This is a genomic window from Christiangramia sediminis (assembly GCF_020552705.1).
Lineage (GTDB): Bacteria > Bacteroidota > Bacteroidia > Flavobacteriales > Flavobacteriaceae > Christiangramia > Christiangramia sediminis.
Map to the genome: position 1 here is coordinate 147,742 of NZ_JAJBZG010000001.1, position 25,723 is coordinate 173,464.

Genomic DNA, 25,723 nt, shown 5'->3' on the forward strand with positions numbered 1-25,723 from the left:
TTAGGTTGAAAATAAAAAAATCCCTTAACGAGCGTTAAGGGATTTTTTTATCAATTGAATTAAGATTATTCAGCAGTTTCAGCGATCTCTACTAATTCAATTCTGAAAATTAGATCGGTATTTGGAGGGATTGCTCTTCCATATCCTCTTTCTCCATATCCAAGATGACTTGGGATGAAAGCAACCACTTTATCTCCCACTTTCATTTGTTGCACTGCTTCTTTAAATCCTGGGATCATTGGAGCATCAGGACCGTAATCCATGGTCATTGGAGCATATAATCCCTGAGAATCTCTTCGGTGATCATAAACCCCTACTTCTTGAGCAAGTTCTTTGCTATTGGTGTCAAACACTCTTCCATCGGCAAAATAACCTTCATAATTAACCTTTACTTTCTGGCCATTTTTAGGTTTTTGTCCGTCTCCTTTGTTCTCAAAGTAAATTTTTAATCCGCTTTCTAAGGAATCTGCCTCAGCTTTTAGTTTTTCGAATTCTTCTACTTTCTTCGCGGCCATGCCTTCCATCTTTTTGACTTCAGCTTCTTTTTCAGCCTCTATATCTGCCAGCTCATTTTCAAAAACCTTGGGGGCATCGAAATTTTTTGCTGCACTTCCTTTTCTAATGATATTTACTTCCTTCATCACGATATCCTTCACAGGGCGATCACGCGGGCCTGTTTCAGTCTTACCAATAGAATCAACCACATCCTGGCCTTTTACCACTTTTCCGAATACAGTATGTCTTCCATCTAACTGGGCAACCGGGCCTAAAGTGATAAAGAACTGACTTCCGTTTGTTCCGGGACCGGCATTAGCCATAGAAAGGATTCCTTTAGTATCATGACTTAATGAATCTACGAACTCATCTGGATACTTATAACCAGGTCCACCACTTCCGGTTCCGGTAGGATCTCCACCCTGGATCACAAATCCGTCGATCACTCGGTGGAAAATAAGTCCGTCATAATATTTTTTGTCCTTATAAGTACTATCGGCCATTTTACTGGTTCCTTCTGCAAGAGAAACAAAGCTGGCCACAGTCATAGGGGTTTCCTCAAAATATAATTCAGCTACAACTGGTCCCATAGAAGTATTAAATTCGGCATACATTCCATCTTCCAGTTCAGGGTATTCATCATTGCACGAGAATAATGATAGTGCTACTGTTAATAGTAAAAAGATACTTTTTGTCTTCATTTGTAATATTTGATTTTTGTAGTTTGTGAGATGTAATTCGCCACAAATTATTTCGATATCTACCGAAATAGGGCTTGGTTTATTTAATTCTTAATTATTGGGTTCGTTTGATTCTTCTTTTATGCTATGCAAAGTGACCTTGGTAGTGATTGGCACGTTACTTCCAATTTTATTTTTATCGCCATAATAACCGAAAGCTTTATGAGATGGAAAAAGGAAAGTCACAGTTTCTCCTTCTTTCATTAGTTTTAGGCCCTGTCTTAAGCCGGTAAATAATTTTTCCTTATCTATGGCATATTCCCGGGTAGGTTTTTCTCCTTCCGCATAAATAGGCTCTCCCTCTATACTTGAAATTGAATAGTCAAAAACCACCACGTCACCAAACTCAGGTGTTTTCGTATTTAAAGTGTCGGTAGATTTTTTGTTATAATAATACCAGAAACCGTCTGCTGAAGTTAGAAATTCAGTATCAGTATCTTTTCCCATTTGTTTTTTGATATAATCTTCCTCTTTTGCGATCATCTCTTTGTTCTTTTCTACAGACTCGTCGATGTAGGAACCGCTGTTTTGTGAAACGGGACGTCTTGCTTCCGGAGATTTACAACCGACAGCAAAAAGGATCAATATCAATAGACTTAAAATTCTCATTTTTTTAGCTGTTCTGAATATTGAGGTAGGATCTTATTGAATTTTACAATGGTATCATTCAGGGAAATATCACTTTTTCCACCTGCAGCGTTAATATGACCGCCACCTTCAAAATGCGCACGCGCAAATTTATTAACGTCAAAATCTCCTTTAGATCTGAAGGACATTTTAACAAGATCTTCATTCTCTTTTTCTATGAATATTACCGCAAAAATAATTCCATCCAGTGAAAGACCGTAATTCACAAAACCTTCGGTGTCTCCTTTCTGAAAATTATGCCGATCTAGTTCTTCCTGAGAAAGACTTATGTATGCCGTTCTTAATTCCTTATTAACTTTTAAATTCTGAAGTGCGGTGCCTAATAACTGCAATTTATTTTCAGAATTAGTATCATGAATATTATTGTGAATCAAGGCGTTTTCAGCTCCTTTATCTATAAGATCTGCAATAGCCCTGTGTGTATCGCTGGAAGTTGAGCTAAAGCGAAAAGATCCGGTATCGGTCATGATGCCCGTGTAAAGGCAGGTAGCGATTTCGGGGGTGATCTTTTTATTGGCTCTAAGCTTGTTAATGAACTTATAAACCATCTCACAGGTAGAACTCATTTTAGAATCACTATAGGTATAATGAGCATAATCTGAAGGTTCCTGGTGGTGATCTATCATTACAAATAAAGCATCAGACGCCAGTAATGAATCCTGCATTGCTCCACATCTGGAAAGATTATTGAAATCCAGGGTAAAAACTATCTCAGCTTCAGAAATAAGCTGATCTGCTTTTTCCTTTTCGGCTTCATAAACGATCACATCTTCGTTGCCGGGAAGCCATTTTAAGAAATGTGGGTAATCATTAGGAGCGATAACTGTGGCTTTATGACCTTTATCTCGTAAGAAATGCATTAATCCCAGAGTAGAACCCATCGCATCCCCATCGGGACCTTTGTGGGGGACTATCACTATATTATCTGCTTTGGCTAGTTCAGCCGTTATTTCCAGTATTCTTGTATCTATCATATTCAGGGCTAAATATACAATTTAATAATACTTAAGAAATACTGGAAGCTTTAAATTTGTACTCCAAAGATCAACCGATGAAAATATTATTTAAGCTATTACCCGTGTTTTTTCTATTCCTGTCCTGCGGAAGTTCCCCTTCTGTAAATAAAGAATCTGAAGCAGATTTTACGATCGCTTTTGGTAGCTGTAACCGGGAAGATTCACCACAAATATTATGGAATCCTATACTGAAGAATAATCCGGACGTATTTTTATGGGGAGGGGATAATATATATTCTGACACCGATAATGCTGAAAAAATGAAAGCGGAATACTTGCAACAGAAGAATAATGCCGGATATCAAAAATTACTAAATGAAGTGACAGTTCTTGGCACCTGGGATGATCATGATTACGGACTAAATGATGGCGGAAAAGAATGGAGTTTTAAAGAAGTAAGTCAGCAGTTATTCCTGGATTTTATGGAGGTGGCAGAGAATATTCCACGAAGAAATAGGGAAGGAGTATATCATGCTGAAGTATTTGACACGCCGGAAGGAAGTATAAAAGTGATTCTTTTGGATACAAGGTATTTTAGGGATGCACTGCTTAAAAGTGAAGATCCCAATAAAAGATATGAACCTTCCAGTGGAACGATTTTGGGAGATACTCAATGGCAATGGCTGGCGGAAGAACTTGAAAATAGCGAGGCAGATTTTAACGTAATCATGTCCAGTATCCAGATCCTTTCAGCAGAGCACGGATTTGAAAAATGGGCAAATTTCCCTTCAGAAGTTGAAAAACTTAAAGATTTGCTTATCTCTTCCGAAGCTAAAAATGTGATTCTCTTAAGTGGAGATCGTCATATTTCAGAATTTTCAGCAACCAAAGTAGAAGGCCTTAATTACCCATTAGTTGATTTTACTTCCAGCGGACTGACTCATACCTATGAAGATTTCAGCGGAGAGCCCAATAAATATAGAGTAGGAGAGGTGGTTAAAAATAAAAGTTTTGGTTTATTGAAGTTCGATTTTGAGAAGAATAAAGTTCAACTTGAAATGAGAGGTGTAAAGAATAAATTACAACAGGATTATTTGCTTGAATTCCAGTAGGGAAACATAAAAGCTTAAAGGGCTTGTATATGGAAAGGAATTATTTATTTTTGCAGCAAATTTAAAAACCATACAATGGCAGATAATAGAACATTCACCATGATTAAGCCAGATGCAGTAGAGAACGGGCATATTGGTGGAATACTAGACCAGATCACAGCTTCAGGATTTAGAATCGTAGCGATGAAACTTACTCAAATGACTCAGAGAGATGCGGAGACTTTTTATGCAGTGCATAAAGAGCGTCCTTTTTTCGGGGAATTAGTTGAATTCATGACTCGTGGTCCTATCGTTGCGGCTATTCTTGAAAAAGACAACGCCGTAGAAGATTTTAGAACACTTATCGGAGCTACCAACCCGGAAGATGCTGCTGAAGGAACTATCAGAAAAAAATACGCTACCAGCATTGGAGAAAATGCCGTTCACGGAAGTGATAGCGATGAGAATGCACAAATTGAAGGTGCTTTCCATTTTGCAGGTAGAGAGATGTTCTAATTGAACAATTTCAATAAATACAAAAACCGGACTTTCTGAGTCCGGTTTTTTTATGCTTTTTTTTTGAACGGATGCTGAAACGAGTTCAGCATAACGGTTTTTTTAGGACGTCACCCTGAACTTGAATCAAGGGTCTGCCTATTTTATAAGTGGCTCTTTTCGAAATAGCCATTTTAGCTGAGTTCTGCTGCCATTTTCTGTTTGTACCTTATTTAGTCTTGGGCAAAGTATGATCGTGAAAACACCAGCAATTAGGAGGTTGTAAAGATGATCCAGTTCAGGAAATAAATTCTCCAGTAAATATTGACTTCCTATGAACAGGGTGAAAAATGCTATAAAATAGATTACAAAAATTTTTAGGGTATGCTTCATTTTAAATGATTTTTTTACTTCTCACTATCTCAACACCAGTTTAGAAATTATCTTCTGTCCCATCTCCTCATTCAGGTTTCTAATGATCTTTTCTTTTCCGTAACTCAGTTCTTCTCTCAAAACCGAAGAACTTAACTGAACGTAAAGCGTGTCCTTTTTCAGCATTAAATTTGTCGTGTATTTTTCAATCGCCGGTCCCATCTGGCTGTTCCAGACGTCTCTAACCTTTACCTGGTTCAGGCCTTTAGTATCCAGTTTATTCTCATCTACGAAACTCTTGAGCAGGTCGCCCAGTTTCATTTCCTCATTCTTGCGTCTCTTCTTCATCTTGGCTTAGTAAAGGTTCATATCTCTGGTAGTAGTATTTTTTATCGTCCCGGTTAAGGATTACCAATTCATCTTCTGTAGCTTCCAGGACTTCTTCTTTCCATTTATCAAACGGAGTCTCATAATAAAGAAAAAGGCTGTTATCTTCGATTTTAGCGGTAATTTTTTCTGAATTATTTGAATTTTCGATAAACCCGCCATCGATCTTTGGTTTCAGTTTTTTTCTGAATCCGATGGAATCCTTGATCTCAATATAATCTATATATTGGCTTAGGCTGTATTCTATTACCGAATCATTTTCCATTTCTACTTTTTCAATTTGCCAGTAACCGTTGAGGTTCTTTAATTGTTCCTGCGGATCATTTTCTGAACAGGAAACCAGGACGATAATTGAAAATATGAGGATCAGTTTTTTCAAAGCTTAAAAATTTTATAAGATTGGTCGCTGGATTTTACTACTTTTTCTGTTCTGTCTGCATGCGTGTCGCTTAAAAATATCTGTCCCAGTTCATCAGTAGCTACCAGAGCTACAATATGAGCCACGCGGTTTTCATCCAGTTTATCAAAAATATCATCCAGCAATAAAATAGGATTTACCTGACTTATCTGCTTAATAAAATCGAATTGCGCCAGTTTTAAAGCGATCAAAAATGATTTCTGTTGGCCCTGGGATCCGAATTTCTTGATAGGATGGCCTTCGATCTCAAAACTAAGATCATCTTTATGAGTTCCCACCGAAGTATATTGTAAAGCCATGTCTTTTTGAAGATTCTCTTCCAGTAGATTGGAAAGGGAATTATCAAATAGCTGACTTCTATAATTTATATCTACTACCTCCTTGTTATTGGTGATATCTGAATATCTTTTATTGAATATTGGAATGAATTCTTTCAGAAATTCTTTTCTTTTTTCAAAAAGATCCTGTCCCAAATTGCTCATTTGAAGATTGTAAACTTCCAGCGTATCTCTTTCAAAAGTATTATTAGCCGCGAAATACTTTAAGAGTGAATTCCGCTGGGAAACCAGTTTGGTGTATTGTAAAAGTTTGTTGAGGTATGCATGATCACTCTGGGAGATTACGCCATCCATAAACTTTCTGCGGGTTTCTGAACCTTCGATGATGAGGTCTCTGTCTGCAGGGGAAATTATAACCGTAGGAATAAACCCTATATGATCACTTACTTTATCGTAAGCTTTATTGTTCCTCTTAATGATCTTTTTCTGTCCTTTCTTGGCACTGGCAAGAATATTCTCTATTTTTTCATTCTTTTCAAAGGCTCCTTCAATGACAAAGAAATCGGAATCGTGATTGATATTTTGAGAAGTGATCGGGTTGAAATAACTTTTCCCGAAAGAAAGATGGTAAATACTATCTAAAACGTTGGTTTTTCCTACCCCATTATTACCCACCAGGCAGTTGATTTTTTCATCGAATTCAAATTCAGCCGTCTTAAGATTCTTATAATTAAGCAGGCTAAGATTTTTTAAATGCATAAGTCGCTGTGTTTCAGCTGTAATTTCATTAATTGCAGGATGCAGGATCGAGCTGCAAAAGGACTTCAAATTATTCAAAAAATACAAATATTTTCTCTTTTAATTTTCACAAAAAATTATATTTTTGCCACGCATTAAAAATTTTTTATGGCAACGTATAAGAAAAAAGGATACAAGCCTTCCAATAAGGAGGAAAGAGAACAAATAGCAGAACAGGAGTCTACCACTGCAGAAGTTTTTAACACTTTAGACGAAGGAGCAAGTAAGACTGAAACCTGGGTCGCCGATAATCAGAAGTATATCTATATTATCGTTGGGGTTGCTATTGTTGCCGTTTTAGGATATTTAGGTTACAACCGTTTTATTCATGAGCCAAACCAAAATGAGGCTGCGAATGAAATGGCGCAGGCAGAGAACTATATGGCTTCTGCTCTTAGGGCTAATGGAGCACAGAGTGATTCTTTATATAACCTTGCGTTGAACGGAGGAGAAGGTAAATACGGATTTTTAGACATTATAGATAACTACGGTGGGACCGATGCTGCAAACCTTGCACATTACAATGCCGGATTTGCTTACCTTAGAACTGGTAAATATCAGGAAGCTATTGAGCAGTTAGAAGGATTTGATAGTGATGATGAGATTTTTTCTGCTTTGGCAACCGGAGGAATTGGAGATGCTTTTATGCAATTAGAGCAGCCTGAGGAGGCTCTTGGATATTATGAAAAAGCTGCTGAAATGAGAGCTAATTCATTCACTACACCAAGATTTTTATTAAAAGCGGCCATCACCGCAATAGAGATAGGTGATGCAGATGCTGCTGAAGAATACCTGCTTCAAATAGAAGACGAGTATTCAGATGCTCCAGAGGCAGACAAGGTGCCAATTTACCTTGGTCAGGCCCGCGCTATGAAAAACTAAATTATGGCTACAGAAGGTAAAAACCTTTCACAATACGATAAAAACACGATCCCAAACGCGAAAGATTTTCGGTTTGGGATCGTTGTTTCTGAGTGGAACGATGAGATTACGGAAGGACTTTTTCAGGGTGCATTTGATGCATGGATAGAGAATGGAGTTCAGAAAGAGAATATTGTAAGATGGAATGTTCCCGGAAGTTTTGAGCTTATTTACGGTTGCAAAAAAATGCAGGAAAGCTTTGAGATGCTCGATGCTATCGTGGCAGTGGGGAATGTGATCCAGGGAGAGACCAAACATTTCGATTTTGTGTGTGAAGGTGTCACGCAGGGGATCAAGGATCTCAATATTCAGACAGATATTCCCGTTATTTTTTGTGTACTTACAGATAATAATATTGAGCAATCCCGAGCGCGCAGTGGAGGTGAACATGGTAATAAAGGAACCGAAGCTGCCATCGCAGCCATTAAAATGGCACAGTTACGAAAGGATGCTAAATTCTACAAAGGTTAAATCAATAGCTTTTAGGCTTTCAAAACGGCATTGTTATTGCTTTCTTTATTAATACTCTAAGACTTCGGATTTTTGAAGCATTTTGAGTAAATTTGAATCAGCAAACAATCTACAGTTTTGAAAATCAATCTCGGCAAAATCAGAAAAAATACCAGGTATAACTATACCCCACGCTACTATAAGGGCAAGGAGGCCGGTAATATCTATGATTTTGATTCTAAATTCAATAAATACAGAGAGACTACCAATGCGATAGACTTTGGTTCTCAGTGGGCTGAGGCACGTGATTCCAGTCGACACCGAGGTAACCGAAGTATTAATCGTCGTGTGATCTATATTATTGTTATTTTGCTTTTCATATGTCTGTGGATATTAGATTTTGATTTATCCATTTTCTCGAATCCCCGTTAAATGAGTGACATAATTCAACTGTTGCCCGATCATGTTGCCAACCAGATCGCTGCGGGTGAAGTGGTGCAACGTCCGGCTTCAGTAATAAAAGAACTTCTCGAAAATTCCATAGATGCAAATGCCACCCGAATCCAGGTGGTGATCAAAGATGCCGGTAAAACGCTGGTTCAGATCATTGATGACGGAATAGGCATGAGCCTTACCGACGCGAGAATGAGCTTCGAAAGACATGCAACTTCCAAGATAAAATTAGCAGACGATCTTTTTTCTCTTAAAACCAAGGGCTTTCGTGGAGAAGCATTAGCCTCTATTGCTGCAATTGCCCATGTGGAATTAAGAACAAAGACTGAAAATGATGAGGTGGGAACCTGTTTAAAAGTGGAAGGTAGTCAGGTGGTTTCCCAGGATGCCTGTGTAACCCCTAAGGGAACAAATATTTGTGTAAAGAACCTATTTTATAATATACCTGCCCGGCGTAATTTTCTGAAATCTGATAATGTAGAAACTCGTCATATCATCGACGAATTTCAAAGAGTGGCCTTTGCCCACCCTAATATCAGTTTTTCTCTTACCCACAATGGGAGTGAATTATTTCAATTACCAATTACCAATTTCAGGCAGCGTATCACAAATATTCTAGGAGGTAAGACCAATGAAAAACTGGTTCCTGTAGAAGAGGATACTGAAATTGTCAAGATATCTGGCTTTGTTGGTAAACCCGAATTTGCCAAAAAAAGCAGGGGAGAACAATTCTTTTTTGTAAATGACAGATTTATAAAGAGCGCTTATCTAAATCATGCAGTGACCGCTTCTTTTGAAGGTTTGCTCAAAGATAAAAGCTATCCAAGTTATTTTCTTTACCTGGAAGTAGATCCAAAGTCTATAGATATCAATATCCATCCAACTAAAACGGAGATCAAATTTGATGATGAGCATGCTTTATACGCTATTCTGAAAAGCTCTATCAAACATAGTCTGGGCCAGTTTAATGTTGCCCCCATCTTAGATTTTGAAAGGGACTCCGGCTTAGATACTCCTTATGATTATAAAAATAAAGATGCTGATGCTCCACAGGTAGAGGTGGACCGGAATTTTAATCCTTTCCAGACCGAGAATAATTTCAAGGCTCAATATTCAGGCGGAGGAAATTATAAAAGAGAAAAGCCTGCGGAATGGGAAAGCCTTTACTCAGGAATGCATTCTGAAACCGATACCGACATAGATATACGTCAGGTTGAATTTGAAAGTGAGGAGGTGACCGGGAATTTATTCGGAGCCAAAGAAGAACAGACAGAGAAGTCTACTTTCCAGGTTCAGAAAAAATATATCGTTTCTACTTTAAAGAGCGGGATCCTGGTGATAGATCAGCACAGAGCACATACCCGGGTTTTATATGAAGAATTATTGAAAAATATAACCGTCTCATCTGCAGTGAGTCAACAGTTATTATTTCCTTTAAGGCTTCAATTCAATTCTCATGAGGTTGAAATGCTGAAAGAGATCAAAGATTCCCTGGAGCAAACAGGATTTGTATTTTCAGCCATTAATAATGCTGAGGTCGAAATAAGTGGGATTCCAACCTTAATTTCAGAAAGTGAAGTGGAAATTTTACTGGAACAATTACTGGCAGATTTTGAAAAAGATGTACCTGATAATGGTTTCTCGCAAACCGATCTTCTGGCAAAATCCCTGGCTAATTCAATGGCCGTGCGTTCAGGAACTTTATTAAATTCTACTGAACAACAACATATTGTAAACCGATTATTTGCCTGTAAAGAACCGGCGCTTAGTCCATTTAATAAAACCGTGTTCACCACCTTATCTGTGGATGAACTGGATAAAAAATTTGCCTGATGGGAAGAATGACAGAAACCGTGAAGGTTCTCCTGATTATAAATGTAATTTTCTTTATTGGTAGCCAGCTTATTGGTGACGTAGCTTACGAGTATTTTGCCCTGTGGTTCGTTAAGAATCCAAACTTTCAATTCTGGCAGATTGTAACCCATATGTTCATGCATGGCGGTTTTATGCATATACTTTTTAATATGTATGCTCTCTGGGCCTTTGGAAGTCCTATAGAACAAATGCTGGGTAAAAAGCGATTTATATTTTTCTACTTTTCCGCGGGAATAGGAGCGGCACTTTTACATACCCTGGTTAATTTCTATGCTTATCAGAAAGGCTTCAATGGTTTGCTGGAACTAGGATGGACACCACCGGAAATCATGAATTTTGTGGAACAGGCTTATACCACCAATAGGTTTAGAATACCGGAGGGAATAGAAGAAGGAACTTTGCGTTCTATGCTGGAGGCATTTTCTAATCCTGCAGTTGGAGCCTCTGGAGCTATTTACGGAGTCCTGGTGGCCTTCGGGATGATGTTCCCTAATGTAGAATTATTTTTACTTTTTGTGCCTGTACCAATTAAAGCCAAGTATTTTATTCCCGGATTAATTGCCTTAGATTTGTTTTCTGGCTTCACCGGCTATTCTATATTTGGAGGCTCCATTGCACATTTTGCACACATTGGAGGTGCCTTATTTGGATTTTTAATGATGTATTACTGGAAGAAGAATCAGTTTAACGATAACCGCTGGTATTAATGAGATCATCAGATAGAATTAGATATAAAATCCAGACCGCTACGGTCACCGAAAAGCTCATTGCCATCAATGTGCTGGTCTTTATATTGTTCTTTTTGCTGAAAACCATTGCCTTTCTTTTTCAGCTCCCATCAGATTTTTTGGTAGAATGGTTCGTTTTTCCAAAAGAACCCATGGAGTTCCTAATGAAACCCTGGTCTATAATCACCTATTCATTTTTACATAGCGGGATTTGGCATATTTTATCTAATATGTTGATCCTGTATTTTTCCGGAATCTATTTTCTGAATTATTTTTCACCCAAACGTTTACTGAATTATTATTTTCTGGGAGTCATTATAGGAGCCCTGGTCTATATGCTAAGTTATAACCTGTTTCCTGCATTTCAGGGCACAGGTCGTTCCTATCTAATGGGTGCTTCTGCAGGTGTCATGGCCGTACTTATAGGGATTGCTGCTCATGTACCCAATATGAGAGTGAGACTTATGTTGATTGGGAGTGTGAAATTCTGGTGGATCGCTGCTTTTTTACTGGTGATAGATATTATTCAAATCCCGATGGGGAATGCCGGTGGACATCTTGCTCATTTGGGCGGGGCGGCACTGGGTTATCTATATACCACGCAACTTCAGAAGGGAAATGATATTGGGAAATGGTTTGAAAATATTATGGACTCTATAGCCGCGCTTTTTAAACCCCGGGAACGTAAAGCCAGGATGAAAACCGTACACCGTACAGGAAAAACTACAAGTTCAGGGAATAAGTCGAAAACCAATTTTGACAAGAACGAAAAGCAGAAAAGAGTAGATGCTATTCTTGATAAGATAAGCAAAAGTGGTTATGAAAGTTTGAGTAAGGAAGAGAAAGACTTTCTATTTAAAGCTGGCAAAGAAGATTAGATGAAAAAGCTAGGTCTCTTTGACAAATTTATCTTTGTCCTGAATTCTCTTGCAGCTACGGCCTTGCTTTTTTCTTATTTGCTACCTCTAATTCCGCCTAAATCATTTCCATTACTCTCAGTTTTAAGCCTGGGTGTTCCTGTGCTTATTATTTTGAATGCACTTTTTTTGATCTACTGGCTTTTACGAATTAAAAGACAGCTATTTCTTTCATTGATCATCCTGCTCCTGGGATATAATTACGTGACCAGTTTTGTAAGATTTTCCGGATCTGAAACCGATGAAAAAGGAGTAGCAGATTTTTCCCTGATGAGCTACAATGTAAGAATGTTCAATGCTTATGAATGGTCGCCTAGAAAAGATCTTCCTGAAAAGATCACTGACTTTATAAAAGAGCAAAATCCTGATATTCTCTGTGTGCAGGAACACTATATTGGGGCAGCTGAACTTGCTGATGTTTATCCTTATGAGTTTGTGAAATTAAAAGGCAAAAATGCTGAATTTGGGTCGGCGATATTCTCTAAGTATCCTATTATTAATCAGGCTTCCCTGGATTTTCCACAGAACGGGAACAATAATGCGATCTATACCGATATCGTGATTGATAAAAAAGATACAGTACGTGTTTTTAATGTGCATTTTCAGTCTTTAAATATCAAACCCGGAATAAATGACCTTCAGAAAGAAGATTCCAAGAAATTACTGGGACGAATAGGTTATGGCTTTTCTTTACAGCAGGAACAGGCAGAGATGCTCCTTGAAGAGGTTAATAAATCTCCTTATAAAACTATAATCGCCGGCGATTTTAATAATACCAGTTTTTCATATATCTATGATTTGATAGAGCAGGATGGAAGATTCAATGATGCTTTCCTGGAAGCCGGTTCCGGATTTGGGAAGAGTTTTAAACTTAATTACTTTCCGCTGCGGATAGACTTTCTCCTTATTCAAAATAATATGGAGATTACTGAATTCAACAAATTCGATGTTGATTATTCAGATCATTATCCGGTCTTAACCAAGATCGGACTGTAATTTCTGTTCCTGCAGATAGCTTAAGGCAGCATTCCCTTCATTAAAAATTAAGTCCAGTATACATAAATTAGACAGAAAACCAGCTCTAACTTCAAAAACCTGAGTATAAGCCGTGTTTTTAAAGAAAGGCTTTGACTTAGCATTCACCAGACCCCTATGATTAATCTGCTTTTCTGGCTTCAGAATAAATTCTTCAGTTTTATCAAAATCAAAGTCGATCTGAAGACATTCTGCAACGAATTCCATGCAATGATAATTCAGGTCCATTAAATATTTGAACTGCTTATCATATATAGGGTATAAATCATCTTCATAGAATTCAAAGAAAGGAGAGGTTTGATAGGAAGCCTTAAAAGCCCGCCAGTGCTGTTTCTGCCAGTCAAAATCATTTTCGATCTGTATATCTTTATATTTTTGATGGTTTTTGGTACTTATGCCTAAGGCAGCTCTGTGCTTTATAGGAATATTAAGCGTTAGCTTGCCATTTGCATCATAGATATACATCCGGTTGCGGTAGGTTTGCTTTTGGTAATTATCCTCGTTCTCAAAAACTACTTCTTCAGCATTTACATGAGCTACCCATTGGCTTATAGGCCCAAAGTAAGAGGGATGTAATAAAACCGACTTCATGTGGATTAGGCTTCTCTGCGTTTTTTGAAATATCTCCATCCGAAGAATATCACCAGGATAATAAGGAAATAGGGCAGAAATGAAGTTGGATCACCATCTCCTTTAACGGTCGTAAAAACCCGTTCCCATCTTATCTTATCAAATCCACTGGCATTGGAATCCCAGCTTAACCATATAAAAACTGGTTTTCCTACAATATGATTCGCCGGTACATATCCCCAGACTCGGCTGTCTTCGGAGTTATTTCGGTTGTCACCCATCATCCAGTAGTAATCCTGTTTAAAGGTATAAGAGTCTATTGGTTGCCCATTTAGTAAGACCTGGGTGCCGTTAACTTTAAGTTTATTATCCAGTCCGAATTCTGAACCTTCATAAGTTTCAATAATTTCCTTGTAGAAGGTCATGCTTTCGGGTGTGATAGCTACGGTCACCCCTTTTTCCGGAATATAAATAGGTCCTAAATTATCATTGTTCCAGTTCCTTTTCCCATCGTTCGGGAACAGGCTGGGATTTTTAACCCCTGCAGAATCTACATACTTCCTGATAGAAGCTACATTTGGATGATTTTTAAAACGTTCAAAAGTTTCATCAGATAACGACTGAATAAGAAAGGCATTATTATTAGGGTTATAGGAATATCCATCGGTGATATCGTATAGTTTGTATAAACTTTGCGGGTTAAATGGCTGACCTTTAGTCTGGCCTACATAAGAGAACTGAGGTTTGGCTCTGTCTGGCAGCTCTAATTGCTTACCATTAATATGCACATAGCCGTCCACTACAGATAAAGAATCACCAGGAATCCCGACGGCTCTTTTTACGTAATTGGACTTTTTATCTATAGGTTTTTTAAAATGCTTTCCAGATCTGTCAAAGAACTTCCTAACCGTATCTACCGGCCAGTTAAACACCACAATATCATTCCGTTCCACTTCTTCAAATCCCGGAAATCTTAAATAAGGGATCTGAGGTTTATTCAAATAAGATTTAACTCCAAGAACAGGAATCGTATCATGAACCATTGGGAAAGCTACGGCAGTTTTTGGCACCCTTGCTCCATAATGAAATTTACTCACAAAAAGGAAATCACCTACCAATAAAGTCTTTTCCAGCGAAGAGGTTGGGATCGTAAAAGGCTGCATAAAATAAGTATGTACAATAGTAGCCGCGATCACCGCAAATAGTACTGAACTTATCCATTCCCCGGCTTCTGATCTTGGTTTAAGGTCACGGTCTGCGATGTAGGCATTATCTGTAGCATAATTAACATAATAGATATAAAGCCCCAGAGTAAGAATTACGGCAAAGGTTTCTGCTGTGGAATTTCTACCGAAACTTCTAATGGTCTCCACCCAGATTACCGGAATAATTATAAGGTTTACAATAGGAATGAACATTAAAACAACCCACCACTTAGGCCGGTTGATTATCTTCATTAATATAATTGCATTGTAAACAGGGATCGCTGCTTCCCAGGCTTTTCTACCTGCTCTTTGATATAATTTCCAGGTTCCCAAAAAATGAATTACCTGGATAATCAGGAAGAAAATAAACCATTCGGTAAAAGTCATAGTATCTATTCTTTACAGTATAAGGCAGATTTTGCCCTGAATTGTTACATATTAATTTTTAAAAAGATCTGACAGAACATCTTTCATAGTAAAAATGCCTGTTTTGTCTTTCAGAAATTCTGCAGCGACTACAGCACCGAGAGCAAATCCCTCACGAGATTTTGCAGTATGAACTATATCTATTTTATCTATAGAAGATTCGTAGGTCACCGTATGCGTTCCGGGAACATTTTCTTCTCTTTTGGCGTTAATCGGGATTTCATCTTTATCTGCATCTTCCAGTTGCCAGCCTTTCAATTTCGAGTTTTCTTCCAGGATCTGTTGAGCCAGGGTTATAGCCGTTCCACTGGGAGCATCGAGTTTTTGGACATGATGAATCTCTTCAATATTTACTGAATAATCTTCCAGACCCTGCATCATTTCTGCCAACTTTTTATTCAGCTCAAAGAATACGTTTACGCCCAGACTATAGTTGGAAGCATAAATAAATCCTGAATTATTTTCGTTACAGATCTTTTTGGCTTTCTCATAGTCATCCAGCCATCCGGTGGTACCACTCACTACCGGAATATTATTTTTAAAACAGCTAGTGATATTTTTAAATGCCGCTTTCGGGACGCTAAAATCTATCGCAATATCAATATCCAGATCACTTAATTCGTGATTTTCAATATCATCATTGACTTTTAGAACAATTTTATGCCCACGGTTTTCAGCAATTTTCTCAATGGTCTTTCCCATTTTTCCGTAACCTAAAAGCGCTATATTCATTTTAAAATCTATAATTAAGTGTAAGTCCGTAATTTGTTTTTCCTGAAAAAGCATCGTAATCAAGATCCGGTTTTACTGAAAGATCTTCATCTACATTAAATTGCCTCAAATGAGCCTCTACGTTGGCATCAACAATATTCAGGATATAAACCCCAACAGTTACGAGAATAGAAATTTCTTTGTTTTTCTGAAAAAGTTCCTGGGCCCTGATCAATCCATCCGTTGAGATTCTTTGAACACCATTAATTGTAAACTCATCGGGTCTTCCGGCCAGCCGATTCTTATAAGCATCCCGATACCTATCATATTGCTTATCATTTTTTAGATAGAAATATACCCCGGTTCCAATTCCACCATAGGCAAGTGGGATCTTCCAGTAACTGCCATTATAAGCCTGTCCTAATCCGGGTAATATTGCTGAATAGAATGCTGCTTTGGAAGGAGCCAATGCATTATAAGGCTCGTATTCTTTTTCTTTTACTTCTTCTTCCGTAGTTTTTTCTGAAGTTACTGCAAGTGAGTCCTGCTGCGCTGAAACCAGCGAAATGATGAACAGAAAAAAGAATAAGAAAAAGTTGGTTTTACTCTGCACCCCGGATTAATTTTTTGAGTCTTTCGAAATCTTCTTCCGAAGAAAATGGGATAGTTAGTTTTCCGCTACCTTTTTTGGTAACTTTTACATCCACTTTTGCCCCCAGATATTCACTAAATTCTTTTATTCCTTTTTTATAGGTTTTAGGAACGGTAGCCTTCTTGGTTGAAGCGGGAGAAGATTTTCCATCGCTATTCAATTCCCGAACTAATTGTTCCGTTTCCCGTACAGAAAGTGATTTCTGAAGTATCTTTTCGTAAATCTCTAATTGCTTCTGAGTATCATCGATATTGATAAGCGCTCTACCGTGGCCCATACTTAAAAAACCATCACGCATTCCTGTTTGAATGATAGGATCAAGTTTTAAAAGCCTTAGATAATTTGCAATAGTAGATCTATTCTTACCAATTCTTTCACTTAATTGCTCCTGCGTTAATTGAATTTCATCAATAAGTCTCTGATAAGACAACGAGATTTCAATAGGATCAAGATCCTGTCTCTGGATATTCTCTACAAGAGCCATTTCCAGAGATTCCTGGTCGTTGGCAATCCTAATATAGGCCGGAATGGTTTCCAGACCTACCAGTTTGGAAGCTCTGTATCTTCTTTCACCAGATACCAGCTGATATTTACCAAAATCAAGCTTTCTTACCGTAATTGGCTGAATAACCCCAAGCTCACGAATAGAAGAAGCCAATTCTTTCAGAGAATCTTCATTGAAACTGGTTCTTGGCTGAAAAGGATTTACTTCAATAGAAGACATCTCTAATTCAACAATATGACCAACTAGCTTGTCAGCATTCTTGTCTTCAGCAGATTTTATATCATTATCAGGATCTTTCAGTAGGGCTGAAAGTCCTCGTCCTAATGCTTGTTTTTTAGTAGCCTTGGCCATCTTTGTTAGTTTTTCTTGATAATTTCATGTGCCAGACTTAGATAATTGCTGGCTCCTTTGCTGGAAGCATCGTAATTGATGATGCTTTCTCCATAACTGGGGGCTTCACTTAAACGTACATTTCGCTGAATGATTGTTTCAAAAACCATTTCATCAAAATGTTTCTTCACCTCTTCCACCACCTGATTTGAAAGTCTTAATCTTGAATCATACATAGTTAATAAAAGGCCTTCAATATCCAGTTTATTATTATGGATCTTCTGCACACTTTTTATAGTGTTCAAAAGCTTTCCAAGTCCTTCCAGTGCAAAATACTCACATTGTATAGGGATTATAACAGAATCTGACGCCGTAAGGGCATTCAGGGTTAATAATCCAAGAGAAGGAGCACAGTCTATTAAGATGAAGTCATATTTATCTCTAAGAGGCTCTATAGCCTTTTTCAGCATGGACTCTCTGTTTTCCTGATCTACCAATTCAATCTCAATAGCTACAAGATCTATATGGGCAGGAATAATGTCCAGATTTGGAGAGCTGGTCTGCAGGATAGCATCTTCAGCTTTGATAGAATGTTCCAGCAGCTGATAAGTGCCATTCTCTACCTCTTCAACATCTATTCCCAGGCCTGAAGTAGCATTGGCCTGAGGATCGGCGTCAATCAATAATATTTTTTTTTCCAGAACTCCCAGCGAAGCTGCGAGGTTCACAGATGTTGTGGTTTTTCCCACGCCTCCCTTTTGGTTGGCAATAGCAATGATTTTACCCATTAAATGTGTATGATTTTTGAAAGGTAAAAATACAATTTATTATAGGTTTAGAAAATGAAATTGTTAACAGCTTCTAAAGAAAAAACCGGGTAAAATCCTAATATTATCGGGACTTCAACCGGAATTTAAATTATTCGAAAGGTTTTTTGTTGAAAACTGAAGAATAAAGAAGCTCTAATTAGACTTCTTCGACTTGATCATTTGCTCCAGCACATCCCACATTTCTTCAGGAACATCTTCCAGTAAATTGAATTGTCCTGCGCCTTTTAACCATTCTCCGCCATCTATAGTGACTACTTCACCATTCATATAGGCTGAAAAGTCTGAAGCCAGGTAAGCGGCAAGGTTTGCCAGTTCCTGGTGATCTCCCACACGTTTAAGCGGAACTTTTTTAGCCAGGTCAAATTTCTCTTTTAAGTCTCCAGGTAACAATCTGTCCCATGCACCTTTAGTTGGAAATGGTCCCGGCGCGATGGCGTTCGATCTAATCCCATATTTCGCCCATTCTACCGCAAGTGACCTGGTCATAGCCAGAACCCCTGCTTTAGCTGTAGCACTGGGAACAACATAAGCTGATCCTGTCCAGGCGTAAGTGGTTACAATATTCAGAATGGTTTTATTTTCTTCCTTTTGATCGATCCAATGTTTACCTAGAGCCAGGGTACAGTTCTTACTTCCTTTAAGCACAATGTCGATGATGGTATCAAAGGCATTGGCACTTAGTCTTTCGGTTGGTGAGATAAAGTTTCCTGCGGCATTATTAAGAAGTATATCTACTGAACCAAATTCGGTAATAACCTTATCACGCATTGCTTCAACCTGATCGTAATGTCTTACATCACACTGAACTGCAAAACACTTTCCACCGGTCTCTTCTTCAAGTTCCTTAACCGTATTTTCCAGTTTTTCAATATTTCGGGAAGTAATTGCAACTTTGGCTCCCAATTCCAGGAAATATTTGGTCATCGATTTTCCAAGTCCGCTACCACCACCGGTAACGATAATATTTTTTCCTTCAAGTGCATCGTCCCGAAGCATTTTTTTCTTTAAGTCCATATTGTTGGTTGGTTTTAGAAAGTTTAAATCTTTACTCGTCAATTAAAATTTCCAGCAATTGTATTGCTGCATCACTGATCTTGGTTCCGGGACCAAATACGGCAACGGCTCCGGCATCGAACAGAAATTGATAATCCTGTGAAGGAATTACTCCTCCCACGATCACCATAATATCTTCTCTACCAAGTTTTTTAAGCTCATCAATTACCTGCGGAACCAGGGTTTTATGTCCGGCAGCCAGCGAAGAAACTCCCAGGATATGCACATCATTTTCTACTGCCTGCTGAGCTGCTTCTGCAGGAGTCTGGAATAACGGGCCTATGTCTACATCAAAACCAAGATCGGCGTAACCCGTGGCCACTACTTTTGCTCCTCGATCGTGACCATCCTGTCCCATTTTAGCAACCATGATCCTTGGTCTTCGACCGTCTATCTCAGCAAATTTATCTGCCAGTTCCCTGGCTTTTTTAAATGAACTATTATCTTTCATTTCTTTTGAATATACTCCACTAAAGGATTGGATTTTGGCTTTATATCTTCCATAAACATCCTCTAAAGCATCACTTATCTCTCCAAGGCTCGCTCTTTCTCGAGCAGCTTCTACTGCAAGTGCCAGTAAATTAGCATTTTCTTCTTTAGCAGCCTTTCTTAGATCTTCCAGAGTCTGTTGTACTTTTTCTTCGTTTCTCTCTGCTCTTATTTTTTCAAGCCTGGAAACCTGTTGTTTTCTTACCGTTTGGTTGTCTACTTCCAGGGTAACCAGTTCGTCTTCCTTTTCCAGTCTGTATTTATTAACCCCAACAATTACATCGGTCTCGCTATCTATTCTTGCCTGTTTTTTTGCGGAAGCTTCTTCAATTCGCATTTTTGGAATTCCGCCTTCAATAGCTTTGGTCATCCCCCCAAGCTCTTCGACTTCTTCAATAAGTGCCCATGCTTTTTCAGCGATCTCTTCAGTTAGTTTTTCTACATAAAAGCTTCCTGCCCATGGATCTACCGTTTTAGTGATATTAGTTTCCTGCTGTAGATATAACTGAGTATTCCTGGCAATCCTGGCCGAAAAATCTGTCGGTAGAGCGATTGCTTCATCGAGGGCATTCGTATGTAAACTCTGCGTTCCACCAAAAGCTGCTGCGGCTGCTTCAATACAGGTTCTAGCTACATTATTGAACGGGTCCTGCTCGGTTAAACTCCATCCACTGGTTTGGGAATGTGTTCTCAAGGAAAGGGATTTAGGATTTTCAGGATTGAATTGTTTAACCAGTTTCGCCCATAACATTCTTCCGGCACGCATTTTGGCGATCTCCATAAAATGGTTCATGCCAATAGCCCAGAAAAATGAAAGTCTTGGCGCAAAACTGTCAATATCCATTCCAGCATCCAGACCTTTTCTTATATATTCCAGTCCGTCAGCTAATGTATATGCAAGTTCGATATCACAGGTTGCACCGGCTTCCTGCATATGATATCCGGAAATACTTATACTGTTGAATTTTGGCATATTTTGAGAAGTATACTCAAATATGTCTGAAATGATCTTCATCGAAGGAGTAGGAGGGTAGATGTACGTATTTCTCACCATAAATTCCTTCAGGATATCATTCTGTATTGTTCCCGATAGTAACTCAGGTTTTACCCCCTGTTCCTCGGCGGCAACAATATAAAATGCCATAATAGGAAGTACAGCTCCGTTCATGGTCATGGAAACCGACATTTTATCCAGCGGGATCTGATCGAATAATATCTTCATATCCTCTACAGAATCGATGGCAACTCCTGCCTTTCCAACATCACCAACCACACGATCATGATCTGAATCATAACCGCGGTGGGTAGGCAAATCAAATGCTACGGAAAGGCCTTTCTGGCCTGCAGCGAGATTTCTTCTGTAAAAAGCGTTACTTTCTTCAGCCGTAGAAAATCCGGCATATTGACGGATGGTCCAGGGACGGGTTACATACATAGTGCTGTAAGGTCCACGTAGATAAGGTGGAATTCCTGCAGCAAAATTTAGATGTTCAGCTTCTGAAATATCTTCTTTGGAATACGAGGTTTTGATCTCTATTTCCTCGGGCGTCTTAAAAGTTTCCTTTTCCGATTCCGGTTTTCTATTAGAGAAATCCTTTTCGGCAAGGCTTATATTTTGAAGATCTTTGCGTTGCATAAATCTTGATTTTATTGGGTTGGCTGGCTTTGTTTTTCTTCTTCTAATCTCTGTTGTTCACTCTCTTCACTCAGCCGTTTTTCAAGTATGGGTTCCAGTAAAGTCTTTCTGGGATTTCTTTTCAGAAAAGGATAAAGTTCAATATCATCCTGCATTCTGTCCTGTGGATTTTCAAACTTATTGGTTCCTATAAGAATAAGATCTCCATTGTTGAATTTTTCCTGTTCTTCCGCAGCGCTTTCCTTTAATTTCTTCTGAATAATTCCCGCTTTTAACTCTTTGAGAAATCCACCAGCTTTTTCAATTTCCTTGAAAATCTCTAAGGCTTTTTCCGCAAGTTGTTTAGTAAGAGATTCAATGTAGTAAGTACCTTCAGCAACATTCCCTACCTTATCCAGATAGCTTTCATTTCTCATGATCAACAATTGGTTTCGCGCAATTCGATCGCCAAACTCATTGTCTTTATGATATATCGCATCGTACGGCATATTGCAAATAGCATCGGCTCCTCCAAGGATCGCACTCATACTTTCGGTAGTGGTACGCAGCAAATTCACATTGAAATCATATAAAGTCTTAGTACGTTTTGTTGGTTGTGCGATCACGTGACAGGTTGTGTTAAATCCAAACTCTTTTGCGACCGTGGCAAATAACCATCTAAGTGCTCTGATCTTTGAAATTTCAAAGAAATAATCTGAGCCTGTAGAAACTTTAAATTGAAATTTGAATTCTTTTTTAAAATCATCTGAAAGATCCAATTCAGCTAAATCATTAAAATATTCTGTAGCCTGGGCGATGGAATAAGCCAGTTGCTGTGGAATATTTGCCCCGGCATTTTGGAATAAGCCAAGATTAATGCTTACAAGCGATTCAAAATTTTTGGAATTCTTGATGATTTTATCAAGTTCTTCGTGGTCTGACTTTAGATTGTCGAACCAATTTCCAGTTCTGGCAAGTTTACCGATAATATCTGTCTGGAGAAAGATCTTTAATTTTTTGTCTGAAATTATTCTATCCAGTTCCTGAATATATTCTGAGTCAAGAAATTCAGGTTCTAAATAAATCGAAATATCTTCAGGAAGCTTATTTAATAATTCAGCGCAATCGATTTCTTTAGAAGGTAAAATAAACCAGATGGCTTCGGTACCTTTCTGAAGTTTCTCCAAAGCTTTTTTATTGGCGTGTTCTTCTGAAGTAACATATATTTTCTCGCAAATATTCCAGTGTGCAGGATTTGAAACTTTTAAGGTCTCTTCTACATCTTCAGAAGAATAGAAAGGTTTTATATTTATACCGTGGAGCGTTTTAGTGACGAGTTTCTCGTTATAATCTGCACCCTTGAGATCTGCCTGGATCTTTTGTTTCCATTGTTTTGCAGAAACTTCTTCAAAGTCCTGAAATAACAATTCTTTCATTATTAGTTGATTTTGAGGGGAAAGTTTGGCGAAGCTTTAGTTTACAGTATCATATTCGATAATATAAATATCTTCATCGGCCCTTTTCATATAATATTTTTGCCGGGCGAATTTTTCAAGTTCTACCGAATCCTGAAGCTTTTCAATGACCGCCTTATCTTTCGCTATTTCCGTTTGATAATAATTCTTGTTGTCCTGCAATTCATCTATTTCCTGATCCAGTTCATGATGAATAAACCATGAATTGGTGTCGAGGAAGAACATCCACCCCATAAATACCAAACTTATCAGTACATATTTGTTACTCATAAATCTGAACCAGGGTTTATTACGCAGGTCTTTAAATTTCATATGCTTAAATATACAAAATTAGGTTAAGCGATCTTTGATTATAGTCTGAACGATATCAACAGCAACCGTATTGTAACGATTGGTAGGAATAATGATATCTGCGAACTCTTTAGTTGGTTCTATAAATTGCTGGTGCATTGGCTTTAAAGTAGTTTGATATCTCCATAGCACTTCTTCCAGATCACGACCACGTTCTGCAATATCGCGCTTTAATCTGCGAATCAGTCTTTCATCACTATCAGCATGAACGTAGATCTTAATATCAAATAATTCTCGAATTTCAGGATGGGTTAAAATGAGAATCCCTTCAACGATCACTACCTTTCTGGGTTTTATCTCTATGGTTTCACCAGTTCTATTGTGTTCTTTAAAAGAATAAACCGGCTGTTGAATGTTATTTCCAGATCTTAATTCTATTAAATGTTCCGCTAGAAGTTCAAAGTCGATTGATTTGGGATGATCAAAATTTATCTTTTTTCGGTCTTCAAAAGAAAGGTGCGAAGTATCCTGATAATAAGAGTCCTGTGAAATTACATCTACTTCTTCGTGTTTTAGTTCTTCGGTGATCTGATTTACTACCGTAGTTTTCCCGCTTCCCGTACCACCGGCAATACCAATTATAAGCATAGAGTTAAAATTTGCGCAAAGGTAATACTAGTTTTTAAAAACTTTTTGAACATTTCAGCTTGAATTCTATAAAAATGAATTCAATCAAAATAAAAAAACCGAACTAAATATAGTCCGGTTTATGTTTTGAAGGTGAAAAGAAAGTTATTCAGTCGCTTCTTGAATAGCGGCCACTTCCTCTTCTGTAACCATATCCTTTATATTATTGCTCCAGGAGTTCATTACGTAATTCATAGCGTCTGCCACTTCCTTATCGCTCAGTCCCATCGGGGTCATAATATTATCATATTTTTCTCCATTAACTTCAATAGGTCCTTGCATCCCGTATTTCACTCCTCGTATGCTTTCTTCCCTTTTTTCAGTAAGCCAGTTTGAGCCATCCAGGGGAGGGTAGGTTCCCGCAATACCTTTTCCGTTAGGCAGGTGACAGGTAACGCAAAGATCATTATAGATAACTTTTCCTCTTTCTATACTTGCAGTAAGCGGGGTTTTTTCGCTGGATTTTTCTGAAGACGGAATCACATAAGATTCTTCTTCTTTATCATTTTCCTTTTTGTCTGATTTGCAAGCGACCAGTGCAATTAGGCCGAAAATAAAAAGCAACTTTCTCATTTTTATTGTTTGTTAGTTAGTTTAGCAATTCCTTTTCCTTCTATGGCTACATAGATATTTCCGTCGGGTCCCTGTCTAACATCTCTCATTCTTCCAGAGTCTTCCAGCAATTTAATTCTTTTTTTGATCTTTTTACCGTCAAGTTCCAAAAGTTCCAGGTATTGAAATTTTAGAGAGCCTACCAAAAGATTACCTTTTAATTCGGGAAACTTATCTGAAGTAACATAGGCAAATCCACTTGGAGCGATAGAAGGCAACCAATAGAAGATAGGATCTTCCATATCTGGTTTAGACCTTTCGTCTGTAATTGAGGTACCGCTATAGTTTTCACCATAGGTCACTACGGGCCAGCCATAATTAGCTCCTTTTTTAACTACATTTATTTCATCTCCGCCCTTTGGGCCATGCTCATGTACCCAGATCTCACCGGTTTCAGGATTCAAAATCATTCCCTGAGGATTACGATGACCATAAGAATAAATGGCTTCTACCGCATTTTCCTGTCCAGCAAATGGATTATCTGAAGGTATACTTCCATCATCATTCAATCTATAAACCTTCCCATTATCACGGGTAATATCTTGCGGATTAACATCGCGTTCCCCACGTTCCCCGGCACTGAAATATAAATACCCCTCTTTATCAAAAGCGATCCTTGAACCAAAATGCTGTCCTTTAGTAGTATTTGGGGAAGCTTTATAAAGAACCTCTTTATTTGTGAGTTGATTGCCTTCTAATTTAGTGCGCATCAAGGCAGTATTACCGCCATCTCCTTCACCTTCTTTTGAAGCATAACTGAAATAGATCCAAGCATTGCTTTCGTAATCTGGATGTATAACTACATCTAATAATCCGCCCTGGCCACGATCATAAACTTCTGGTCCTCCCTGAATTTCAGTTTTCTTACCGTCCTTAAAATGAATAATATCACCATTCTTTTCAGTAATAAGCATACTGTCATCGGGTAGAAAAGTAAAGCCCCATGGGATCTTAAGGCCTTCTACCACCATTTCATAAGAATACTTATCTGAACTTTCGGCAGGAATAGGATCCGGAACTTCAGTGGGTTCCTGAGTTTGTTCTTCTCCAGTTTCTTCCACATTTTCTTCGACCTGCGCCTTATCAGAATTAGTATCATTCTCACCACAGGCAATTAGACTCAAAGCAAGTCCCGAAACCATTAAAAATCTTTTCATAGAATAAAATTAAGGGTATTAAAAGCATTAAGCGAACTAAGATATAAAAAATTAAAAG

The 25,723-nt window shown here is 38.2% G+C and carries 29 protein-coding genes; 9 read left to right on the plus strand and 20 right to left on the minus strand.

Features of this window, described 5'->3' with window-relative positions; translation table 11 throughout:
• Positions 1-65: 65 nt before the first annotated feature.
• The 3 genes from LGQ90_RS00650 to LGQ90_RS00660 all read right to left on the minus strand — a co-directional run bounded on the left by LGQ90_RS00650 (position 66) and on the right by LGQ90_RS00660 (position 2,857).
• Positions 66-1,196, minus strand: coding sequence for a peptidylprolyl isomerase (locus LGQ90_RS00650; protein WP_229337078.1), 1,131 nt, complete (start codon positions 1,194-1,196; stop codon positions 66-68).
• Between the two features lie 90 nt (positions 1,197-1,286).
• The gene (gene gldI, locus LGQ90_RS00655; protein ID WP_229337080.1) at positions 1,287-1,844 is read right to left on the minus strand and encodes a gliding motility-associated peptidyl-prolyl isomerase GldI; all 558 of its coding nucleotides are present in this window, start codon (positions 1,842-1,844) and stop codon (positions 1,287-1,289) included.
• On the minus strand, positions 1,841-2,857 hold the full coding sequence (locus LGQ90_RS00660) for a DHH family phosphoesterase (RefSeq protein ID WP_229337082.1): 1,017 nt from the start codon (positions 2,855-2,857) through the stop codon (positions 1,841-1,843). Before LGQ90_RS00660 ends, gldI begins: the two co-directional genes overlap by 4 nt.
• 77 nt (positions 2,858-2,934) lie before the next feature.
• Between LGQ90_RS00660 and LGQ90_RS00665 the strand changes: the two genes are divergently transcribed.
• Entirely contained in the window at positions 2,935-3,951 is a 1,017-nt protein-coding gene (locus LGQ90_RS00665) for an alkaline phosphatase D family protein (protein WP_229337084.1), read from the plus strand.
• 75 nt (positions 3,952-4,026) lie between these two features.
• On the plus strand, positions 4,027-4,446 hold the full coding sequence (locus tag LGQ90_RS00670; protein WP_026934840.1) for a nucleoside-diphosphate kinase: 420 nt from the start codon (positions 4,027-4,029) through the stop codon (positions 4,444-4,446).
• 138 nt (positions 4,447-4,584) lie between these two features.
• Here the strand turns inward: LGQ90_RS00670 and LGQ90_RS00675 are convergent, their stop codons facing one another.
• Genes LGQ90_RS00675 through recF form a run of 4 tightly spaced genes read right to left on the minus strand, consistent with a single transcriptional unit; the run spans position 4,585 to position 6,639 of the window.
• The gene (locus LGQ90_RS00675; RefSeq protein WP_229337086.1) at positions 4,585-4,818 is read right to left on the minus strand and encodes a hypothetical protein; all 234 of its coding nucleotides are present in this window, start codon (positions 4,816-4,818) and stop codon (positions 4,585-4,587) included.
• Positions 4,819-4,842: 24 nt separating this feature from the next.
• Positions 4,843-5,145: a DciA family protein gene (locus LGQ90_RS00680; RefSeq protein WP_229337088.1), complete on the minus strand. Its 303-nt coding sequence runs from the start codon at positions 5,143-5,145 to the stop codon at positions 4,843-4,845.
• Positions 5,123-5,563, minus strand: coding sequence for a lipocalin-like domain-containing protein (locus LGQ90_RS00685; RefSeq protein ID WP_229337090.1), 441 nt, complete (start codon positions 5,561-5,563; stop codon positions 5,123-5,125). The genes LGQ90_RS00680 and LGQ90_RS00685 overlap by 23 nt, the downstream gene beginning before the upstream one ends.
• Entirely contained in the window at positions 5,560-6,639 is a 1,080-nt protein-coding gene (gene recF, locus LGQ90_RS00690) for a DNA replication/repair protein RecF (protein ID WP_229338517.1), read from the minus strand. The genes LGQ90_RS00685 and recF overlap by 4 nt, the downstream gene beginning before the upstream one ends.
• A gap of 147 nt (positions 6,640-6,786) precedes the next feature.
• Between recF and LGQ90_RS00695 the strand changes: the two genes are divergently transcribed.
• The 7 genes from LGQ90_RS00695 (at position 6,787) to LGQ90_RS00725 (ending at position 13,018) form a co-directional block, all read left to right on the plus strand.
• The gene (locus LGQ90_RS00695; protein WP_229337091.1) at positions 6,787-7,560 is read left to right on the plus strand and encodes a tetratricopeptide repeat protein; all 774 of its coding nucleotides are present in this window, start codon (positions 6,787-6,789) and stop codon (positions 7,558-7,560) included.
• 3 nt (positions 7,561-7,563) lie between these two features.
• Positions 7,564-8,070 carry a 6,7-dimethyl-8-ribityllumazine synthase gene (ribH, locus tag LGQ90_RS00700; RefSeq protein WP_229337093.1) on the plus strand — a complete coding sequence of 169 codons (507 nt, stop codon included), beginning with the start codon at positions 7,564-7,566 and terminating at the stop codon, positions 8,068-8,070.
• Between the two features lie 117 nt (positions 8,071-8,187).
• Positions 8,188-8,481 carry a hypothetical protein gene (locus LGQ90_RS00705; protein ID WP_229337096.1) on the plus strand — a complete coding sequence of 98 codons (294 nt, stop codon included), beginning with the start codon at positions 8,188-8,190 and terminating at the stop codon, positions 8,479-8,481.
• Positions 8,482-10,335 carry a DNA mismatch repair endonuclease MutL gene (gene mutL, locus LGQ90_RS00710; protein ID WP_229337098.1) on the plus strand — a complete coding sequence of 618 codons (1,854 nt, stop codon included), beginning with the start codon at positions 8,482-8,484 and terminating at the stop codon, positions 10,333-10,335. It begins immediately after the preceding gene.
• On the plus strand, positions 10,335-11,084 hold the full coding sequence (locus tag LGQ90_RS00715; RefSeq protein WP_229337101.1) for a rhomboid family intramembrane serine protease: 750 nt from the start codon (positions 10,335-10,337) through the stop codon (positions 11,082-11,084). The genes mutL and LGQ90_RS00715 overlap by 1 nt, the downstream gene beginning before the upstream one ends.
• Positions 11,084-11,983 (plus strand): rhomboid family intramembrane serine protease, encoded by a 900-nt coding sequence (locus tag LGQ90_RS00720; RefSeq protein ID WP_229337103.1) that lies wholly within the window; start codon positions 11,084-11,086, stop codon positions 11,981-11,983. Before LGQ90_RS00715 ends, LGQ90_RS00720 begins: the two co-directional genes overlap by 1 nt.
• On the plus strand, positions 11,984-13,018 hold the full coding sequence (locus LGQ90_RS00725; RefSeq protein ID WP_229337105.1) for an endonuclease/exonuclease/phosphatase family protein: 1,035 nt from the start codon (positions 11,984-11,986) through the stop codon (positions 13,016-13,018). It abuts the gene before it with no gap.
• Here the strand turns inward: LGQ90_RS00725 and LGQ90_RS00730 are convergent.
• The 13 genes from LGQ90_RS00730 to LGQ90_RS00790 all read right to left on the minus strand — a co-directional run bounded on the left by LGQ90_RS00730 (position 12,998) and on the right by LGQ90_RS00790 (position 25,665).
• Complete coding sequence (locus LGQ90_RS00730; RefSeq protein ID WP_229337107.1) at positions 12,998-13,648, minus strand: WbqC family protein; 651 nt, start codon at positions 13,646-13,648, stop codon at positions 12,998-13,000. The two genes, LGQ90_RS00725 and LGQ90_RS00730, sit on opposite strands and share 21 nt — an antisense overlap.
• 5 nt (positions 13,649-13,653) lie before the next feature.
• A complete protein-coding gene (gene lepB / locus LGQ90_RS00735; protein ID WP_229337109.1) occupies positions 13,654-15,219 on the minus strand; it encodes a signal peptidase I in 1,566 nt (521 codons plus the stop codon).
• A gap of 51 nt (positions 15,220-15,270) precedes the next feature.
• The gene (gene dapB / locus LGQ90_RS00740; RefSeq protein ID WP_229337111.1) at positions 15,271-15,990 is read right to left on the minus strand and encodes a 4-hydroxy-tetrahydrodipicolinate reductase; all 720 of its coding nucleotides are present in this window, start codon (positions 15,988-15,990) and stop codon (positions 15,271-15,273) included.
• Between the two features lies 1 nt (position 15,991).
• The gene (locus tag LGQ90_RS00745; protein WP_229337114.1) at positions 15,992-16,582 is read right to left on the minus strand and encodes a DUF5683 domain-containing protein; all 591 of its coding nucleotides are present in this window, start codon (positions 16,580-16,582) and stop codon (positions 15,992-15,994) included.
• A complete protein-coding gene (locus LGQ90_RS00750) occupies positions 16,572-17,477 on the minus strand; it encodes a ParB/RepB/Spo0J family partition protein (RefSeq protein ID WP_229337116.1) in 906 nt (301 codons plus the stop codon). Before LGQ90_RS00750 ends, LGQ90_RS00745 begins: the two co-directional genes overlap by 11 nt.
• 5 nt (positions 17,478-17,482) lie before the next feature.
• A complete protein-coding gene (locus tag LGQ90_RS00755; RefSeq protein ID WP_229337118.1) occupies positions 17,483-18,244 on the minus strand; it encodes a ParA family protein in 762 nt (253 codons plus the stop codon).
• 174 nt (positions 18,245-18,418) lie between these two features.
• Positions 18,419-19,300 (minus strand): SDR family oxidoreductase, encoded by an 882-nt coding sequence (locus LGQ90_RS00760; RefSeq protein ID WP_229337120.1) that lies wholly within the window; start codon positions 19,298-19,300, stop codon positions 18,419-18,421.
• A 31-nt stretch (positions 19,301-19,331) separates the two neighbouring features.
• A complete protein-coding gene (scpA, locus tag LGQ90_RS00765; RefSeq protein WP_229337122.1) occupies positions 19,332-21,464 on the minus strand; it encodes a methylmalonyl-CoA mutase in 2,133 nt (710 codons plus the stop codon).
• Positions 21,465-21,475: 11 nt separating this feature from the next.
• Positions 21,476-22,879 carry a methylmalonyl-CoA mutase subunit beta gene (locus LGQ90_RS00770; protein ID WP_229337124.1) on the minus strand — a complete coding sequence of 468 codons (1,404 nt, stop codon included), beginning with the start codon at positions 22,877-22,879 and terminating at the stop codon, positions 21,476-21,478.
• 36 nt (positions 22,880-22,915) lie between these two features.
• Positions 22,916-23,230 carry an FtsB family cell division protein gene (locus LGQ90_RS00775; protein ID WP_229337126.1) on the minus strand — a complete coding sequence of 105 codons (315 nt, stop codon included), beginning with the start codon at positions 23,228-23,230 and terminating at the stop codon, positions 22,916-22,918.
• Between the two features lie 18 nt (positions 23,231-23,248).
• On the minus strand, positions 23,249-23,857 hold the full coding sequence (gene udk, locus LGQ90_RS00780) for a uridine kinase (protein WP_229337128.1): 609 nt from the start codon (positions 23,855-23,857) through the stop codon (positions 23,249-23,251).
• A gap of 144 nt (positions 23,858-24,001) precedes the next feature.
• The gene (locus LGQ90_RS00785) at positions 24,002-24,469 is read right to left on the minus strand and encodes a c-type cytochrome (protein ID WP_229337130.1); all 468 of its coding nucleotides are present in this window, start codon (positions 24,467-24,469) and stop codon (positions 24,002-24,004) included.
• A gap of 2 nt (positions 24,470-24,471) precedes the next feature.
• Positions 24,472-25,665, minus strand: a complete 1,194-nt coding sequence (locus LGQ90_RS00790) for a PQQ-dependent sugar dehydrogenase (RefSeq protein WP_229337132.1) — start codon at positions 25,663-25,665, stop codon at positions 24,472-24,474.
• Positions 25,666-25,723 lie beyond the last annotated feature (58 nt).